This window comes from Serinibacter arcticus, from assembly GCF_003121705.1.
Taxonomy (GTDB): domain Bacteria; phylum Actinomycetota; class Actinomycetes; order Actinomycetales; family Beutenbergiaceae; genus Litorihabitans.
This window is the reverse complement of record NZ_PYHR01000002.1, coordinates 2,776,489-2,793,913: the sequence shown is the minus strand read 5'-3', so window position 1 is coordinate 2,793,913 and position 17,425 is coordinate 2,776,489. Positions and strand designations below refer to the sequence as shown.

The 17,425-nt window shown below is 71.7% G+C and carries 15 protein-coding genes; 5 read left to right on the top strand and 10 right to left on the bottom strand.

From position 1 onward, the window contains the following. Positions 1 to 4: 4 nt before the first annotated feature. The 5 genes from C8046_RS12510 to C8046_RS12490 form a co-directional block, all read right to left on the bottom strand. Positions 5 to 2,131, bottom strand: a complete 2,127-nt coding sequence (locus C8046_RS12510; RefSeq protein ID WP_109229739.1) for a beta-galactosidase — start codon at positions 2,129 to 2,131, stop codon at positions 5 to 7. Positions 2,132 to 2,272: 141 nt separating this feature from the next. After that, complete coding sequence (locus C8046_RS12505; protein WP_109229738.1) at positions 2,273 to 3,325, bottom strand: LacI family DNA-binding transcriptional regulator; 1,053 nt, start codon at positions 3,323 to 3,325, stop codon at positions 2,273 to 2,275. A gap of 147 nt (positions 3,326 to 3,472) precedes the next feature. Further along, positions 3,473 to 4,819 carry an ABC transporter substrate-binding protein gene (locus tag C8046_RS12500; protein WP_109229737.1) on the bottom strand — a complete coding sequence of 449 codons (1,347 nt, stop codon included), beginning with the start codon at positions 4,817 to 4,819 and terminating at the stop codon, positions 3,473 to 3,475. Positions 4,820 to 4,886: 67 nt separating this feature from the next. Next, on the bottom strand, positions 4,887 to 5,828 hold the full coding sequence (locus tag C8046_RS12495) for a carbohydrate ABC transporter permease (protein ID WP_109229391.1): 942 nt from the start codon (positions 5,826 to 5,828) through the stop codon (positions 4,887 to 4,889). Further along, entirely contained in the window at positions 5,828 to 6,763 is a 936-nt protein-coding gene (locus C8046_RS12490; RefSeq protein ID WP_109229736.1) for a carbohydrate ABC transporter permease, read from the bottom strand. The genes C8046_RS12495 and C8046_RS12490 overlap by 1 nt, the downstream gene beginning before the upstream one ends. 770 nt (positions 6,764 to 7,533) lie before the next feature. Here C8046_RS12490 and C8046_RS12485 point away from each other — a divergent pair. Beyond that, complete coding sequence (locus tag C8046_RS12485; protein WP_109229735.1) at positions 7,534 to 9,600, top strand: HNH endonuclease signature motif containing protein; 2,067 nt, start codon at positions 7,534 to 7,536, stop codon at positions 9,598 to 9,600. Positions 9,601 to 9,764: 164 nt separating this feature from the next. After that, positions 9,765 to 10,202, top strand: coding sequence for a hypothetical protein (locus tag C8046_RS12480; protein ID WP_109229734.1), 438 nt, complete (start codon positions 9,765 to 9,767; stop codon positions 10,200 to 10,202). On the opposite strand, the gene C8046_RS12475 is transcribed toward C8046_RS12480, so the two are convergent. Continuing rightward, on the bottom strand, positions 10,189 to 10,911 hold the full coding sequence (locus C8046_RS12475; protein ID WP_109229733.1) for a phosphatase PAP2 family protein: 723 nt from the start codon (positions 10,909 to 10,911) through the stop codon (positions 10,189 to 10,191). The two genes, C8046_RS12480 and C8046_RS12475, sit on opposite strands and share 14 nt — an antisense overlap. 54 nt (positions 10,912 to 10,965) lie before the next feature. On the opposite strand from C8046_RS12475, the gene C8046_RS12470 reads away from it, so the two are divergent. Continuing rightward, the gene (locus C8046_RS12470) at positions 10,966 to 11,904 is read left to right on the top strand and encodes an NADP-dependent oxidoreductase (protein ID WP_109229732.1); all 939 of its coding nucleotides are present in this window, start codon (positions 10,966 to 10,968) and stop codon (positions 11,902 to 11,904) included. A 3-nt stretch (positions 11,905 to 11,907) separates the two neighbouring features. Here the strand turns inward: C8046_RS12470 and C8046_RS12465 are convergent, their stop codons facing one another. After that, the gene (locus tag C8046_RS12465; RefSeq protein WP_109229731.1) at positions 11,908 to 13,215 is read right to left on the bottom strand and encodes a hypothetical protein; all 1,308 of its coding nucleotides are present in this window, start codon (positions 13,213 to 13,215) and stop codon (positions 11,908 to 11,910) included. Between the two features lie 426 nt (positions 13,216 to 13,641). On the opposite strand from C8046_RS12465, the gene C8046_RS12460 reads away from it, so the two are divergent. Then, positions 13,642 to 14,187, top strand: a complete 546-nt coding sequence (locus C8046_RS12460; protein ID WP_109229730.1) for a MarR family winged helix-turn-helix transcriptional regulator — start codon at positions 13,642 to 13,644, stop codon at positions 14,185 to 14,187. Here C8046_RS12460 and C8046_RS12455 read toward each other — a convergent pair. Next, positions 14,184 to 15,362 carry a glycosyltransferase gene (locus C8046_RS12455; protein WP_235866312.1) on the bottom strand — a complete coding sequence of 393 codons (1,179 nt, stop codon included), beginning with the start codon at positions 15,360 to 15,362 and terminating at the stop codon, positions 14,184 to 14,186. The two genes, C8046_RS12460 and C8046_RS12455, sit on opposite strands and share 4 nt — an antisense overlap. A gap of 142 nt (positions 15,363 to 15,504) precedes the next feature. Here C8046_RS12455 and C8046_RS12450 point away from each other — a divergent pair, with 142 nt between their 5' ends. After that, the gene (locus C8046_RS12450) at positions 15,505 to 15,903 is read left to right on the top strand and encodes a VOC family protein (protein ID WP_109229728.1); all 399 of its coding nucleotides are present in this window, start codon (positions 15,505 to 15,507) and stop codon (positions 15,901 to 15,903) included. 31 nt (positions 15,904 to 15,934) lie between these two features. Here C8046_RS12450 and C8046_RS12445 read toward each other — a convergent pair whose 3' ends face one another. Both C8046_RS12445 and C8046_RS12440 read right to left on the bottom strand, forming a co-directional pair. After that, positions 15,935 to 16,642 carry a pentapeptide repeat-containing protein gene (locus C8046_RS12445; RefSeq protein WP_109229727.1) on the bottom strand — a complete coding sequence of 236 codons (708 nt, stop codon included), beginning with the start codon at positions 16,640 to 16,642 and terminating at the stop codon, positions 15,935 to 15,937. After that, positions 16,639 to 17,313: a GNAT family N-acetyltransferase gene (locus C8046_RS12440; RefSeq protein WP_109229726.1), complete on the bottom strand. Its 675-nt coding sequence runs from the start codon at positions 17,311 to 17,313 to the stop codon at positions 16,639 to 16,641. The genes C8046_RS12445 and C8046_RS12440 overlap by 4 nt, the downstream gene beginning before the upstream one ends. Between the last annotated feature and the right edge of the window lie 112 nt (positions 17,314 to 17,425).

Genomic DNA, 17,425 nt, shown 5'->3' with positions numbered 1-17,425 from the left:
CCGCTCAGCCGGCTGCCACCTCCCGCAGCACGCGCACGTCCCACGCCCCGAGCTCCACCCGGGTGCCGGCCGCGAGGACGGGGCGCGCGCCGTCGTCGTCGCGATCGGCGAGCAGGTCCTCCGAGTCCACCGGGACGACGACGGTCGCAGGCTCCCACGAGTAGTTGTGGACGTAGCGCACGGGACCGTCGGCGCCGCGCGCCCCGGTCACGGTCACCGACTCGGGCCGGTCCACCCCGGAGACCCATGCCGCCGTCGCCGCGTCGGGTACGGCCCACCGCAGGATCGCGGCGCCGAACACCGGATCGGGCTGCGTGCCCACGACGGTGATCCGGCCCGCGCCGTGCTCGCGCGTGGTGACCGCCGGTGACTGACCGAAGTGCGGGTGCGCGTAACCTGCGAGGACCTCCGTGCCCTCGTCCGCGCGCAGCGCGTCCGCCCAGAGCCGGGCCGCGGCGCCGTCGGGCACCGGCAGCGTCCCCGACCCGACGGCCGGCACGGAGGCGAGGTTGGAGAACTCGTCGTAGCTGACCCCGGCCGCCTCGGCCAGGCGCGCGGGCTGGGCGTCGGTGCGCGGCCGAGCCTCGGCGTCGGCGTAGCCCGAACGGATGCCGAGCACGAGGTGCCCGCCCGCCGCGGCGTACTCGCGCAGCCAGTCGAGCTGGGCGTCGGTGGCGATGTAGAAGCCGGGCACGACGAGCACGGGCAGATCCGCCGCGACGTCGGCCGGGGTGTCCGCGAACACGTGCCGAGGCTGGACCACGCGGGTCTGCAGGCGGGCGTCGAACGCGGCGCGGTACCAGCCGTCGACGATGCGCTCGTAGGAACGCACGTCGGGCTCGGCCAGGCCGAACGGCGGCTGGAAGGCCATCGCCCACTTGGAGTCCGTGGAGTAGAGGAGGCCGATGTCGGCCTCGGGCACGAGCCGCGCGACGTCGGCGCCCGCGGCCGCGAGCTCGCGACCCAGCTGCGCGGCCTCGTGGTAGATACGTCCCGGCCGGTCCGTGTGCGGCAGCACGCCGCCCCAGTACGTCTCGGCACCGTAGGGCAGCGAGTTCCAGTGCCAGTACTCGATCGCGTGCGCGCCACGCGAGACCAGGGCCCACGCCGCCTGCCGGAGCTGGCCGCGGTAGGGCGGCTCGTTGAGGCTCGAACCCCAGATCGACGCGGCGGCCGTCTCGGTGACGAGGAACGGCGCCTGCTTCGTCGACCACATCCGGTCGGCCGTCCGGTAGACCGACCACGCGCCGGTCGTGTACCAGGACTGCTCGACGTCGAGATCGGCCGTGTCCGGCAGCGCCAGGTGGTCCTGGACGCGGAAGTAGGGGTTGCCGGAGGCGATGTCGAGCACGGCCCCGACGGCGTCGTCCCGGAGCGCGGGGCGGTCGTAGGACATGCAGGTGGTGACGAACTGCTCGGGGCGGGCGTATTCCTTCACGACGTCGCGCTGCCACGTGATGAGCTCGGTCGTCAGCCGCGCCTGGAACCGGCGCCAGGCCAGGTCGTACTGCGGCTGCGCGTTGTTGTCCGGCGTCCACAGGTCGGCCCAGGTCGAGAGTCGGTGCGACCAGTAGGTCAGCCCCCACTCCTCGTTCAACCGCTCGACCGTGCCGTACTGACCGCGCAGCTCGTCGACGAACCGCTGGAAGACGCTGTGGTTGTGGAAGAGCTCGTTGCCCGGCTCGTTGTCGACCTGGAAGCCGATGACGGCGGGGTGGTCGGCGTAGCGGCCGACGACCTTGCGCACGACCCGCTCCGCGTGGAACCGGAACGCGGCGTGGCTGAAGTCGGCCTCCTGCCGGGTGCCCCACCCGATCTTCTGGCCGGTGCGTCGCTCACCACCGATCTCCGGGTACTTGCGCGCGAGCCACATCGGGACGGCGTAGGTCGGCGTGCCGAGGATGACGCCGATCCCGCGCGCGTGCGCGGCGTCGAGCACCGGCTGCAGCCAGTCGAGGTCGAAGACGCCGTCCTCGGGCTCCCACGTCGACCAGACCGACTCACCCACCCGGATGACGGTGAAACCCGCCTCGACCATGAGGTCGAGGTCCCGGTCGAGCTGCGGGTCGCGCTGGTACTCCAGGTAGTACGCGGCCCCGAAGTGGATCCGGGAGGGGGCGTGGTCGGTCATGACGAGCGTCTTCCTTCGTGGGGCGGGGGCGCGGGATCACGACGGCGGAGGCGCGCGTCGTCGTTCCGGGTGCGGGGTGAGTGGGTACGGGGTGTGCGGGTGCGGTGGTGTGTGGGTGCTCGGGTGTGCGGGCGGTGCGGGTCAGCTCGCGAGCCGGCCGACGCGGTCGGGGTGGGCGGCCGCCGCCGAGTCGCGGACGATGAGCTCCGTCGGCACGGCGAACCGCTGCGAGGCGAGCGGGCGTCCCTCGATCACGTCGAGGAGGCGCGACATGCCCTCGCGCGCGATGGCGTCGAAGTCCTGGCGGACGGTGGTCAGGGGCACGGAGAGGTAGGCGGCGAGCGGGATGTCGTCGATGCCGATGACGCTGACGTCCGTCGGAATGGCCAGTCCGGCGAGCTCGAGCGCGTGGATCGCGCCGATCGCCATCTCGTCGTTCCCGGCGAGGACGGCGGTGACGTCCGTCCGGGACGCGAGCACCTGACCGGCGTCGAACCCGGACCCGACCGACCAGTCGCCGCGCAGCACCTGGGGCGCCACGAGCCCCTCGGCGGCGTGGGCGTCCTGCCAGCCGAGCAGCCGGCTCTGGCTCGTGGCCCAGCCCGCGGGTCCGGCGACGTGCCAGACGGCACGGTGACCGAGTCCGATCAGGTGGGCGGTGGCCTCACGGGCGGCGGCCCGGTCGTCGGCGCCGACCATGATCCAGTCGCCGGCGTCGCCCGGGTTGTTCTCCAGGGAGAGCACCGGGACCCCGCGGACCCCCAGGTCGGAGGGGCGGACGTTGTCCGCCGGCTCGGAGACGACGATGCCCTCGACGCCCCGACCGATCAGGTCGTCGAACGCCGCGCGGACGCTGGCGGGCGAACCGTCAGGCGTGTGGACGACGGCGACCGAGTAGCCCGCGTCGCGCGCCGCGCGCTCCACCCCGACCGACATCGAGCTCGGGCCGAACAGCGCACTCCCGGTGTAGACGAAGCCGATGACCCGGGTCCGCGCCGTGACGAGCGCGCGGGCCGCCGTGTTCGGGCGGAAGTTGAGCTCCTCGATGGCTGCCAGCACCCGCTCGGTGACGTGCGGCGAGACGTGAGGCTCACCGTTGACCACGCGCGAGACGGTCTTCTGCGACACCTCGGCGAGCCGGGCGACGTCGACCATCGCCGGCGGGCGCTCGGCGCGACGGGTGGAGGGCGGCATCGATGACTCCTCGGGACGGTGACTGCGCAGTCACTCTAGTGGGGAAGAGGTCGGCCTTCCCGGGTACGGGAGGGACGACGGCGGTCGGGACGCCGGAGGTTCCGGCGGTCGGGACGCCGTGGGTTCGGCGCCCCGACCGCCGGGGCGTCAGCCGCCGTTGACGGTGAAGCCCTGGCCGTTGCCGTAGCTGACGATGGCGTCCTGCCAGGCCGTCAGGCCCTCCATCAGCGGCTGGCTGCCTGTGTAGGTCGAGCCCAGGTTGTCGTTGTAGATCGAGACGGCGTAGGCCTGGTACGGCAGGTACTGCCAGCCGGAGGAGACGGTCGTCGCGGCCTCGGCGAGGACCTCGTTGACCTTCTGGTTGCCGAAGTACGGGAACTCCTTGTCCGTGAACTCGGTCGACTCGATGTCGGCGACGGTGGCCGGGAAGGTGCCCGCCTCGAGGCGGACGCCGACGCCGTCGCCGGCGTTGGAGAACTCGACGAAACCGTAGGCGAGAGCCTGCTGGGTGCTGGCCTCGGTGACCACGAGCGCGCTGCCGCCGTTCTCGGAGTTCACGGCGTCACCCGCCTCGTACTGCGGCATCGGAGCGGCGCGCCAGTCGCCCTCGGCCTCCGGGACGCCGCTCTCCAGGTTGACCGGCATCCACGCGCCGATGAGGAGGGAGTTGATCGTGCCGTCGCCGAGAGCCTTGTACCACTCCTCGCTCCAGGTGACCACGGGTGCGACGAGGTCCTCGTCGAGCATCGGCTGCCACATCTCGGCGAACTTCGCGGAGCCCTCGTCCTCGAGGTCGACGGTGATGTCGGTGCCCTCGACCTGGAACGGGCGGCCGCCGGCCTGCCAGATCATGCTCTGCGTGAACCCGGCGTCACCGGCGTCGCCGACGAGGTACTTGGTGGGGTCGGCGGCGTGCAGCGCGCGAGCAGCCTCGACGAACTCGTCCCACGTGGTCGGCACGGCGATGCCGTGCTCCTCGAGCACCGTCGCGTTGTAGAACATCGCCATCGGGCCCGAGTCGAGCGGAAGGCCGTAGATGCCGTCGTTGATCTTCACCGAGCCCCAGGTGCCCGGCGTGTAGGAGGACTCGAGGTCCGCCGCGCCGAACTCGGTCAGGTCGGCGAGGTCCTCGGTCAGGGCGAACTGCGGCACCGCCGAGTACTCCATGTGGACGACGTCAGGGATGCCCGAACCCGCCTGGATGGCGTTCTGGACCGCCGTGTAGGCGTCCGTGCTCGTGCCGACGTTCGCCAGCTCGACGTTGACGTTCGGGTAGGCCTCCTCGAAGGCCTCGATCATCGGGGGCAGGGTCGCGTCCCAGCCCCACACGAGGAGGTCGCCGCCCTCCTCGAGGGCCGCGGCGACGTCGTCGGCCGAACCCTCGCCGCCGCCGTCACCGGCATCGCCACCGCCGCAGGCGGTGAGGGTGAGGGCGAGGGCTGCGACGGCGGCGCTCGAGGCGATCGCGCGTCGACGGGTGGTGGTGCGTGTCATGGGTCTCTCACTTCGTTGTTGAAAGGGGCGAAAACAGGGAGAAGCAGGGGACGAACAGGGGTGACCGCTACTCCTTGACGGAGCCGGCGGCGAGGCCGGACTGCCAGAAGCGTTGGAGGAAGAGGAAGGCGATGATCAGGGGGATGATCGTCAGGAGGGAGCCGGTGATGACGAGGTCGAAGATCGCTTGGCCGCCGACGGTGGAGGCCTGGGCGTTCCACGCGTTCAGACCGATCGTCAACGGGTACCAGGCGGGGTCCTTCAGCATGATCAGCGGGAGGAAGTAGTTGTTCCACGTCGCCACGGTCGTGAACAGCAGGACCGTGACCGTCCCCGGCGCCAGGAGCGGCAGGGCGACCTGCCAGAACGTGCGGAACTCACTGGACCCGTCCATGCGGGCGGCTTCCATCAGCTCGGTGGGGACGGCCTGGGTGGTGAAGGTCCACATCAGGTAGAGCCCGAACGGGGAGATCAGCGAGGGGATGATGACCGACCAGGGCGTGTTGGTCAGTCCCATCTGGGAGAACATCAAGAACGTCGGGACCGCCAGCGCCGTCCCGGGCACCGCGACCGCGCCGATCACGATCGCGAAGATGGCCTTCTTGCCGGGGAAGGTGAACTTCGCCAGACCGTAGCCGCCCAGGATCGCCAGCAGCGTCGCCCCACCCGCACCCAGGACCACATACATGAGCGTGTTCGCCAGCCAGCGCAGGAAGATCCCGTCGTTGTAGGCCAGCGTGTTGGCGATGTTCTCGAACAGGGCGAAGGAGTCCCCGAAGGAGAACCCGAACGTGGACAGCAGATCCGGCTGCGTCTTGGTCGCACTGATCAGCAGCCACGCCAGCGGCAGCAGCGCGTACAGCAGCACGATCGCGGTCAACACCGTCAGCAGGACGTTCCTGCGGGGCTTGTCGTTGCTGTGAGCCTTGCGGGACCGCAGCCGCGGACCCGCGGAGCGGGACTTGGTGGTGGAGACGCCCACGGTCGTGGTGGGGGTGGTGGTGGTCATCAGGCGTCCTTCCGCATGCCGCGCAGCTGGACGACGTAGGCGATGACCATGGTGAAGATCCCCATGATGATCGCCACCGCAGCGGCGTAGTTGTACTGCTGACCGGCGAAGGACAGGTTGTAGGCGTACAGGTTCGGGGTGAAGTAGGTCGTGATCGCGTTCGGCGCCAGCTTCTGCAGGATCGAGGGTTCGTTGAAGAGCTGGAAGGACCCGATGATCGAGAAGATCAACGCCACCGCGATCGAACCCTGGATCGCGGGCATCTTGATGTGACGGATCACGTGATGCTGACGCGCCCCGTCCAGCTCGGCCGCCTCGTACAGCGAGACCGGGATCGTGCGGAGGCTGGAGTAGAAGATCAGCATGTTGTAGCCCACGAACGACCACGTCACGATGTTCCCGATCGCCAGCAGCACCCACTCCGGCCCCAACGGGTTGGGGATGCTCCACCCGAAGAAGTCGTTGATGTAACCCACCAGACCAAACCTCGGCCCGTACATGAACCCCCACATCAGAGCCGCGACCACCGCCGGCACCGCGTACGGCATGAACACACTGATGCGGAAGAAGTCCTTCCCGTACAGGCGGCCCGAGTCCACCGCCAGGGCCACGAGCATCGCGATCCCCAACATGATCGGAACCTGCACCACCAGGAACAGGCTCACCCGGCCCACACCGTTCCAGAACTGCGCATCACCGAACGCCCGGACGTAGTTGTCCAACCCCACGAACACCGTCCCCCCCACCAGCTGGGAACGGAACAGGGAGATGTACAGGGAATAGGCCAGAGGTGCGATGAACACCAACGTGAACACCGCCATGAACGGCCCCACAAAACCCCACCCACCCCACGCCACCCGCGCACGACGAGCACGGAACGGGACACCAGCACCCACGACATCCGCCTGCTGAGGAGGCACCACGGCCTGCGTCATCGGAGCAGCCCCGACGCCGACAGGCGGTCACCCGCACCAGGCCGGCCGAGCTCGCGCACGGCAAGGCCGTACAGGGTCACGAGGCGGTGCGGGTTCCGGAGGCTGTGCTGGCTCAAGACGTCTCCTTCGACGGTTTCCATCGGCCCTGACTGCGTAGTCAGGATCCGCGATGGCACGACAGTAGGCCCGACTGACTACGTTGTCAACGACGCGTCAGCTACCCCGACGGAGCCCCGCACCACCGGCGAGGGGTTTACGCACTATCGGCGAGGGGTTTCTGCACCACCGGCGAGGGGCTTCTGCACCACCGGCGAGGGGTTTCCGCACCACCCGCGAGGGGCTTCCGCACCACCCGCGAGGGGCTTCTGCACTGCCGGCGAGAGGTTGGCGCACCGCTCGCGAGAGGCTCCGGCGCCCCTCGTTCAACAACTACGCGCTACCGATCCCCCTACGTGCACCCAGAAGCTGTCCCGCGAGTCGGACCGAGGGCACGAGTCGCTGCCGCCGAGATCCACAGGGTTACCCACCGCCGAAACCTGTATCCACAGATCGCGCCAAACCCCTTCCCATCGCACCCAGACAGCGTAAACTGTACGCATGTTCGAGAACGGATCCGGAGCAACCCCCACCACCGTGTGGGGTCTCGGATTCACGCCCACCGAGGACCCCGACACCATCCGTGACCGCCTCGGACTCACCCAGCCCGACGACGGAGGCCCCCGACAGAGCTGCTCGAGCGTCTGCTGCAGCTGTCGGACTTCACCCACCTCATGACCCTGGACCCCGGTGAACTCCTGGAAACAGCAGCCGCGTTCGCCGCTGTCGCCGGCTGGGCCGAAGCCGGACTCCGCGCCACCGCCACCCGGCTCCACACCCGCCACGGCATCCTGGACGCCAACCGACTCGCCGCTGACGTCCCCGGCGCCCCCGCACGGGTCGAGCGAGGTGGCCCCGCCGCCGACGAGCTCGCCATGCGACTCGGCCTCAGCCGGCAACGAGCCGCCCGACTGGTCGGGGAAGGACACCTGCTGGAGAGCACCCTCCACCCCGTCGGGACCGCCCTGGCCGCCGGACACATCGACGCCGGCAAGGCCGCGATCTTCACCGACCTGCTCGCCACCCAGGAACCAGCCGTCTGCTTCGCCGTCACCGACCAGGTCCTCCCCGCAGCACCGGGACTTCCCCACCACGCCCTGAAGAAGCGGATCCAGGCCGCCCTGATCCAGACCGACCCCACCACCGCCCACCACCGCGCCCTCCAGGCCGCCACCCGCCGACGGGTCGAGCACCCCCGACTGCTGCCCGACGGCCAAGCCTGCCTGCGCGTCATCGCCCCCGCCCTGGACATCGCCGCCATCTACACCGCCACCGAAGCAGCAGCCAAAGCAGCCCGCGCCACCGGCGACCCCCGCACCCTGGACCAGCTCCGCGCCGACGCCCTCACCACCCTGGCCACCACCGCCCTCAACAACGGCACCCTCACATCCGTCCCCGGATGCCACACCCTCCTCACCAACGACGACACCACAGCCACCAGCACCGGCACCGGCACCGGTGCGGGCATCGGTTCGAGGACCGGCAGCGGCACCGCGAGCGTTGGCGTTGGCGTTGGCGTTGGCGTTGGCGACGCCACGATCCGATCAGGGTCGGGCACGGGCCCCGTGGCGTCCTTCGACGACCTCATCGAGCTGGCCAAGCGCGAGCACCATGCAGCCGAGAACGACCCCAGCCCACTCGGCCAGGTCCGCCGCACCCTCGACGCCGCAATCGAGGCCGTCAGCGCCCGCACCAGACAACGCCTCGGACACCCACCCACCAGCACCAGCACCGGCACCGCTACCGGCAGTCAGGGTCCAGCCTCGATCGCCGACGCCCTCCTGCACCAGGACGCCGAGAGCGCCAACGCGCCCACCCAGCCCGACAGCACCCAAGACCTTGACCCCGGCAACGGCCTGGCCGACCCCACCGAACAGTTCCGGCCATTCGTGCCGTTCTCCGGTACTACCTCCCGGCTGACGCTCGCCCTGGCCCCCGAGCACCTCACCGAGCCCGATCCCGACCACATCGACCCCGTCCACCCCTGGCAGGACGACCTCGCCCTCACCACGAACGAGTCGCAGTGGCGGTTCGAAACCTACGAAGCCCCCGAAACCTGCCGCACCGGCATCGACGTCCCCGAACTCCTCGGCTTCGCCCCCCTGGACCCGACCACCGCCCGACTCCTCGCCGCCCACCCGCCCCGCTGGCTCACCATCACCACCGCCCTCGCCGACATCACCCAACAAGCAGACCGCGAACGTCAGGCTCAACGGGATCGAACCAGCCAGGCGGACGCCGACTCTCAGGCCCGCAGCACTGACGCCAGCACCACCGAACCCATCAGTGCCATCGGTCCCGGGGACGCCAACAGCTACCCGCCGTCAACAGCGGCCCCGGGCGAGGACACCACGCGCTACTGGCCGCCCTCCTTCAACCCCGCACCCCACCTCGCCACACCCAACTACCGCCCCGGCGCCGAGCTCGACCGCCTCGTCCGCGCGCTCCACCCCACCTGCATCGCCCCCGCCTGCACCGTCGCCTCAACCGCCTGCGACAACGACCACGCCGTCGAATGGCCGTCTGGTCCTACAGACGCCCCCAACCTCCGCCCCCTCTGCCGCCACCACCACCGACTCAAGACCCACCACGGCCACAGCTACCGCATCACCCCCGACGGCTCCACCATCTGGACCACCCCCACCGGCCACACCTACCACCGACCCCCAGCAGGCGACACCCGCCTCATCGGCACACCACGACGACACCGACGGGGAGCTCGCAATGGCAACGCGGTGTGAGACGGCGAGCCAGCGGGCCGGGCCGGGCCGGGCCGGGCCGGGCCGGGGTAAGTCAGCACGAGACCCACGACATCCGCACCTCCCTGCCCTACCCGAACACCCCCCCAGCCCGCCCTGTCAGACCCCTCTGACAAACTCGAACCTCACCGACGAACGGACCCCCGATGCCCCACATCAGCCCGCTCACCGACGACGTCGTCGGCGAGATCCTGTCCGTCGCGCCGGACGGCTACGCGCGCCTCGGCCTGATCCCCGAGGCCGATCCCGAGGAGGTGCTGCGCGCCGTCGAGGACGTGCTCCACCTCCATCGCCGTGGCGGGGACGAGCTCGACAGGCAGGACCTGATCACGCTGGGCGTCGTCGTCGGTGACGTGTTCGTCCGCAACCTGGGCTGGGAGTGGGCCAACCTCACCTACCCCGACGGGGCGACGGCGTTCGCCGTCCTGGACGAGACCCACGCCGTCGGGAACCAGCCGATGAACTGGGTCTACGACATCGCCGGCAACGCCAACCGCGAGATCGCTCTGGTGCTGGGCTACAACCTCGTCGCACGTGGCGAGTGGCCGCCGGCCCAGCCGGGCGACGCCCTCATGCTGCACTGACCGCGCGGGACTGCCGACCCTCCCACTCGCGACTCAACGGCTTCCACATCGCCGCGCCGATCAACAGCACGACCCCGACGGCGACGGCGAGCCCGCCGAGCGTGTCCGTGAGCCAGTGGACGCTGAGGTACGTGCGAGACACGAGCATCGCGAGCGCGTACAGCACCGCGACGACCCAGAACCACGCCCGCCCGACGAGGATCGCGAGCACGAGCGCCATGACGCACGCGTTCGCGACGTGTCCCGACGGGAAGGAGCCGGCGTCGCTGGTCACGAGCATGTCCTGCGGCCGCTCGCGGGCGTAGAGGAACTTCAGCAGCTGCACCAGTGCAGCGCCCGCGACCGTCGAGACGAGGAAGTACAGCGCTCCCCATCGTCGACCCGCGAGCAGCAGCACGAGAGCGACCACCAGCGGCACCACGACGATCCCGAGCAGGTGCCCACCGAACTGGTCCAGCCCCCGCGCCACGGCCATGAACCACGGCGCGGCGTCACGCATCGACGCCATCAGGTCCGCCCACCCGCGGTCGAGCGCGTTCTCACCGCGGAAGCCGAACATCACCACGAGCCCGATCACCACGGAGACCACGACGGCGAGCCCGCCGGCGACGGCGGCCTCCCGCCGGCGCGGACGATCGTCGGCGGGATCCACCGGTGTCGCAGCACCCACGGGGTCGGCACCGGCAGCTGCATCAGGAAGATCGGGCATCTCGCCACGCTACAACGGGGAATGGCTCCCCTCCCGGACACGTTGGCCCTCACCATGAAGGCAATCACGTACTCCGAGTTCGGCTCCGCCGACGTCCTCACCCTCACCGACCTCCCCGAGCCCCACATCGGCCCGGACACGATGCTCGTCAAGGTGGTCGCCGCCGGCGTGAACCCCGTCGACCACAAGATCCGCGAGGGCTACCTGCAGGGCCTCATCGACGCGACCTTCCCCGTCGTCCCGGGCTGGGACGTCGCCGGCGTCGTCGTGAAGCCGGGCCTGGACACTCCCGAGTTCGCGGAGGGCGACGAGATCCTCGCGTACGCGCGCAAGGACTCGCTCGACGGCGGATCGCTCGCCGAGTACATCGCGGTCCCGGTCCGCACGGCCACCCGCAAGCCCGCGGCCCTGTCGTTCGAGCAGGCCGCAGCCCTCCCGCTCGCGGGCCTCACCGCCCTCCAGACGGTGCGCCGCTCCGGCGTCCGCGAAGGACAGACGGTCCTGGTCCACGCCGCCGCGGGCGGTGTCGGCTCGATCGCCGTCCAGCTCGCGGTCCACGCCGGCGCACGCGTCGTCGGCACAGCCTCGCCCCGCAACCACGACTTCCTCCGGTCCCTCGGCGCGACGCCGATCAGCTACGGCGAGACCCTCGTCGCCGAGGCGAAGGACGCCGCCCCCGACGGCTTCGACGTCATCCTCGACTACGTCGGCGGCGACGCGATCGAGACGGCGCCCGCGCTGCTCGCCCGCGGCGGCACGATCACCTCGATCACCGACGCCCGCGCCCGCACCGAGCTCGGCGGCCACTACGTCTGGGTGCGCCCCAGCTCCGAGCAGCTGGGCGAGCTCGCGCAGCTGGTGGCCGACGGCGTCGTGCGACTCGAGATCGCCGAGACCTTCCCGCTGGAGCGGGCGGCGGACGCGCACCGCGCCGTCGAGACGGGCCACGTCCGCGGCAAGGTCGTCGTCACCGTCGCCGACCCCACCGCCTGAGCCTCAGACCGGCGGGGTGAGGAGGTCCGCGCGGACGCGACCGGTCTCCAGCAGGCCGAGCACCGCGCGGTCCCCCGCTCCCCGTCCGGGCACGACGGCGTAGCGCCGCACCTCGGCGTCGTCCGCCCCGTACCGGAACGCGGCGACCGCGACGGACGCGGGGTCGACCCCGGGCTCCGACCCCCACGCCGACCTCGGCCCCCCGATCGCCCGCGGGACGTCGACGAACGGACCGAGCACCCGCGAGCGTCGTCCGCCGACGCCTCGACCGTGCCGGCCACGCCGGACACCCGGCCCCGCGCCGTCGAGCCGGAGCCACCAGCGCCCCTCCGCGCCGGCCGCCATCAGCTGGTGCGCCCGCAGTCCCGGATCCTCGAAGGCTCGGGCCCCCGTGCGGCGCAGCTCCCGGGTCGACGGCGGCACCTCCGCCCCGCGGACGTCGGCGACCCGCCGCCACAGCTCCCCGAGCCCGACGGCGACCAGCGTCGCCTCGAGCGAGGCGAGCCACGCCGTCGAGGCCCGCAGCGCCTGCGTCATCGCCACGGCGTGGGCCCCCTCCCCCGTCAGCCCACCCTCGAGCGCATCCCCGCGCGCCGCGACGCCGAACGGTGCCTGCCAGCGGGTGTCCAGGTTGATCCCCGGCTGCGCCGCCGTCAGCCGCGACGGCGTCGCGAACCGTCCGCGCAGCGGGATCGCGACGGGGTGCCACCCCGCCCGCCGCCGGCCGAGACCGCCGTGGTGCGGCTCGCCGTCGCCGTCCACCGCTCCGGTGACGACGTCGGAGACGTCGCCCCCGCGCGCCGTCCACTCGTGCCAGGTGAGACCCCGCCGCTCCGCGCGGTCGATCCAGGTCGAGTGCGAGGCGAAGTCCTGCACGGCGTGGAGGCTGAGCCCCACCGCCTGACGGGCCGCCGGCACCGCGACGTCGTCATCGAGCCCAGCGGCCCACAGCAGCGCGCACACCGTGCCGCCCAGGTAGCGCCGCCACGTGGCGGCCACGTCCTGCGGTGTGGCCAGGTCGTCGAAGTGGAGCGTCGCGAGATCGGACCGGATCTCCCGTGCGGCCCGCACGCGGTCCGGACCACCGCCCCAGAGCCACAGCGGGTTGAGGAGGTAGTGGTCGACGTAGGTGGCGTGGAAGGCGATCTCGGACGCGGCGGCCTCGGACCACCCGACCGCACCGGCGGCTCGCCGGGTCAGGCCCTCGTGGTGCCAGGTGTCGGCATCCGGCCACGGCGCGAGGAAGGCCTCCGAACCGAAAGCAGGAACGAGACCGACGAGCGTGGTGGCGAGGCGGACGGGAGAGGTCACGTCGGCGATTCTGCCCGTCGTGGGGATCCCGCGGGCACCAGGGCGTCACCGCGTGGACGCCGGCACCGCCGACATCCACGCGGTAGGAACGCGGCCCCTGGAAATCACCCCCCTGTTTCCAGAACGCCGGCATCCACACCTGCACCGCGCCTTTACCCTGCCTCGTCGAAGGTCATTCGCGCCGCATTCCCGAACGCATCCGAACGCCGACGTCGAACAGTCCGCAGCCGCCCCGTTGCTCGCATCGCGCCGTCCGTCGATCGACGGACCCCGCCGTGCGGGATCGATCCCCCACGAACGTAGAGCGTCGGTTATCGTGACCCTCGGCATCGCCGAGCAGGCGGACGTACTACTTGTTGAAATTAGAACCACCTCCCGGTCTCGTTGAATTCGTGACATCCCGGGAGGGCGGGGCCGGGGGGCAACATGGCGATCAGCACACCCGAACGCGAGAACGACGGCTCACCGCTGCTGATGTGGCGGCTCATCGACGAGGCGGTCGAGTCCTTCGGCCGGGAGTCGACCGTCGACACGGACGCCATGCGTCTCGCCTTCACCCTGCGCGGCGCGAGCGGCGCGCTCGCGAGCGATCTCCAGCGGCGTCTCCGTCACGCCGACGCCTCCCCTCCCCGGACCCTCAACGCCCTCCTGCTCATGCACGTGCGCGGAGAGATCGAGCAGGGCGACCTCGTGCGGCACGGGGGGTTCTCGAAGGCGGCCGCGTCCACGCTCGTCGAGACTCTCGTGGCCGACGGACTCGTCCTGCGGCGGGGATCGAACCGCGACCGCCGCATCGTCCTGCTGTCGCTGACGGACGCCGGGCACGAGGTGTTCCTGCACGACCTCGAGGTGGCCAACAGGGGCGAGGCCGCGTGGTCGAGCGGGCTGACCCCCGCGGAGCGCGCGATGCTGGTCCAGCTCCTGGTCAAGCTGGTCGACCAGGGCAGCGACGGCGGGACGGACCTGGGCTAGGCCCGGCCGACGGCCGACACGCCGGCGCCGACCACCACGCCGCGGTACGCGCGGGCCACGACGGCGCCGACCGAGTCCCAGGTGCGTGCGACGGCGTGCTCGCGGCCCTGGCGGCCGAGTCGCTCGCGGAGCTCGGGCTCGGCGAGCAGGCGGTCGACGGCGGCCGCCCAGTCCTGCGGCCGTCGCCCCTGCACGAGGAGACCCGTCGTACCGTCGCGCACCGCCTCGACGAGACCCCCAGTCGCGCTCGCGATCACCGGGACGCCGCTCGCGGCAGCCTCCAGGGCCACCAGCCCGTAGGTCTCCGAGTGCGACGGCACCATCACCATCGTCGAGCTGCGCATCAGGTCGGCGAGGCCCGTGCGCGACTGCGGTCCGAGGAGCTCGACGTCGTCGCGCAGCCCGAGCCCGGCCGCCAGCTCGAGGAGCTCGGGGCCGAACGAGGCGTCCGCCGTCGCCCCGCCGGCGATGCGCAGCAGCGGTCGCCGCTCGACCGGCAGCAGCGCGAGCGCGCGGATCGCGAGGTCGACACCCTTGAGCGGCTCGAGCCGGGCCGCGACCAGCACGCTGCTCCGCTTCCCCGGGGTCTCGGGCGCCGGGTGGAAGAGCGCCGAGTCGACACCCGGGTAGACGACCGTCAGCCGCTCGGGCGGCGCACCCAGGCGCTCCAGCGCGGTCATGGCCTCGGCGCGGGAGACGGCGAGCACGCCGTCGCTCTGCTGCGCGAGGAAAGCCTCGCCCTGGAGTCGGCCGGGCGACTCGGGCCGCTCCCCGGCCGACAGGTCGGTGCTCTCCGGCGCGGCGATGCTGTGGAAGGACTGCAGGTGCGGCACGCCCCAGGACCGGGCGACGGGCAACGCGGCGATGCCCGAGAACCAGTGGTGGGAGTGGAGCAGGTCCATCGGTCCCAGGAGCGCGAGCTCCCGCCCGAAGTCGTCCATGAAGGCCTCGTTCTCGCCCTTCAGCACGGTGCGCGGGGGGCCGACGGCGAGGCGGTGGACGACGACGCCGTCGATCTCCTCGCGCCCGGCCGTGGCGGGATCGCTCCATCGCGTGATGACCTCGACCCGGTGCCCGGCGCGCGCGAGCGCGTCACAGGTGTGGCGGACGACGACGTTCATCCCGCCCACGTCACCGCTGCCCGGAGGGGCGTAGGGATCGGTGTGCAGGCACACGATTCCCACTCTCAGGCTCGATGGCACGCCTCCCATTGTGCCTCGCCGCCCGGTGGGATGTCGGACGGCTGTCGTATCGTCCGTGGCCAGGGCCACGCCGACGTGGCGGAGTCCTGCGGATCCGACCCCGAGGGAGTGACCCATGGCACTGCGCTGGTACTCGACCGTGATCGAGTCGACCCGACCCCGCGAGCTCGCCGCCTGGTGGCGGGAGGCGCTCGGCTGGGACGAGGTCTACGCCGCCCGGGACGAGGTGGTCCTCGTGCCGCCGTGGGCCCGTGAGCTCTCCGAGCAGCTTCCGTTCCACCGGGTGCCGCCCGGCCTGGTGTTCGTGCTCGTCGAGCACGAGAAGACGTCCAAGGACCGGCTGCACCTCGACTTCGCGCCCCACACCGGCGACGACCGGGACGCCGAGATCGCGCGCCTGGAGGAGCTGGGCGCGACGCGGGTGGACGTCGGCCAGGGCGACGACGTCACCTGGACCGTCCTCGCCGACATCGACGGCAACGAGTTCTGCGTGCTGTCGTCGCGCGAGATGTAGGCGCTGCGGGAGGGCTCGCCGGCGCGCGGGCTCAGTCGCCGTCGCGGACCGCGATACCCAGACCGGCCGCGATCGCCGGGGCCAGCGCCATGAGCTGACCGTGGTCGATCACGGCTCCCCGCAGGTGGGAGATGCCGACGATCTCGCTGAGGTCCGCCCCGCGCAGGTCGACCTGGGAGAGCTCGGCGCGCCCGACGTCGAGACGCGTGACGCGGCAGCCCTCGAACGCGACGCGCTCCAGCCTCGCCTGGCCGAGGTCCAGCTCGTCGACGACGCAGTCGACGAACCGGACATCCGTCAGCCGCGCCCCGCGCAGGTTCAGGTAGCTCAGCCGCACCCCGCTGACCACCAGGCTGCGCCACTCGCTCTCGTACGCCTCCACCGAACCGAGCCGTCCGCCCACGACCTCGACGTCGATCCACGAACCGCGTGTCGCGTTCACCACGGGGGCGTCGACCCCCTGCAGACGAACCTCGCGGAGCCTGGCGGCGCGGAGGTCGAGCCGCGCCGTGCGCAGGGGGCCGAGCTCGGTCTCGCGCAGGTCGAGCCCGGCGAGGTCGAGCTCGTCCGCGACGGCGTCCAGCTCGTCCGCGCGCCCGTCGGCACCCGGTACGAGCCTGACGCCCTCGTGCGAGTCCTCGGCGAGCAGCGTCGCGAGGTCGATGTCGGCGATGTCCTGCAGGACGAGCGGGTCGATCCGGGGGGAGCCGGCCGGGGCGGTGCGGCGGACGCGGGTCACGCCGGGTCCGCCGTCGTCGTGGGGCTCGCGGAGGTCACCGCCGGGCGTGCCGCCGCGATCGCCCCCGCCTCGAGCCGCGCCTCCAGGCCGGCCCTCACGGCCGGCCACTCGGCGGCGATCACGGAGTAGACGACCGTGTCGCGGACGTACCCGTCCGGCATGGTGGTGTCGCTGCGGAGCACCCCGTCGCGCCGGGCGCCGAGCCGCTCGATCGCCTTCTGCGACGGGAGGTTGCGCGCGTCGGTGTGGAACTGCACCACGACGGCGCCCAGCACGTCGAAGGCGTGGTGGAACAGGAGCAGCTTGCTCTCGGTGTTGGTGCCCGACCGCTGCGCCGACCGCGCGTTCCAGGTGTAGCCGATCTCGACCCGGCGGTGGGCCTCCTCGACGTTGCACAGCGTGGTCATCCCGATCACGGTGTCCTCCGCGCCGTCGCGGCCGCGCCGCACCGTGGTGAACGGCAGCATCAGCCCGGCGTCCGCGAGGGCGAGTCTGCGGTCGATCTCCGCGGCCATCTCCTGCGGCGCCGGCACCCGGGTGTACTCCAGGCGCCAGATCTCACCGTCCTCGACGGCGGCGACGAGGCCGTCGTGATCGGCGGGGTCGAGCGGGCGCAGCTCGACGAGCTCGCCGGTGAGGGTCAGGGGCGCGAGGGGGGTGAGGAAGGGCACCCGGCGAGCGTAGCCCTGGCCGTCGGCTGTCCCCAGGCACCTGGCGCGGGCTCTCCTTCCCCGGCCGGACCCGGGTCACGAGCGCTGTCGGAACCCGCGGGTAGCCTCGCCG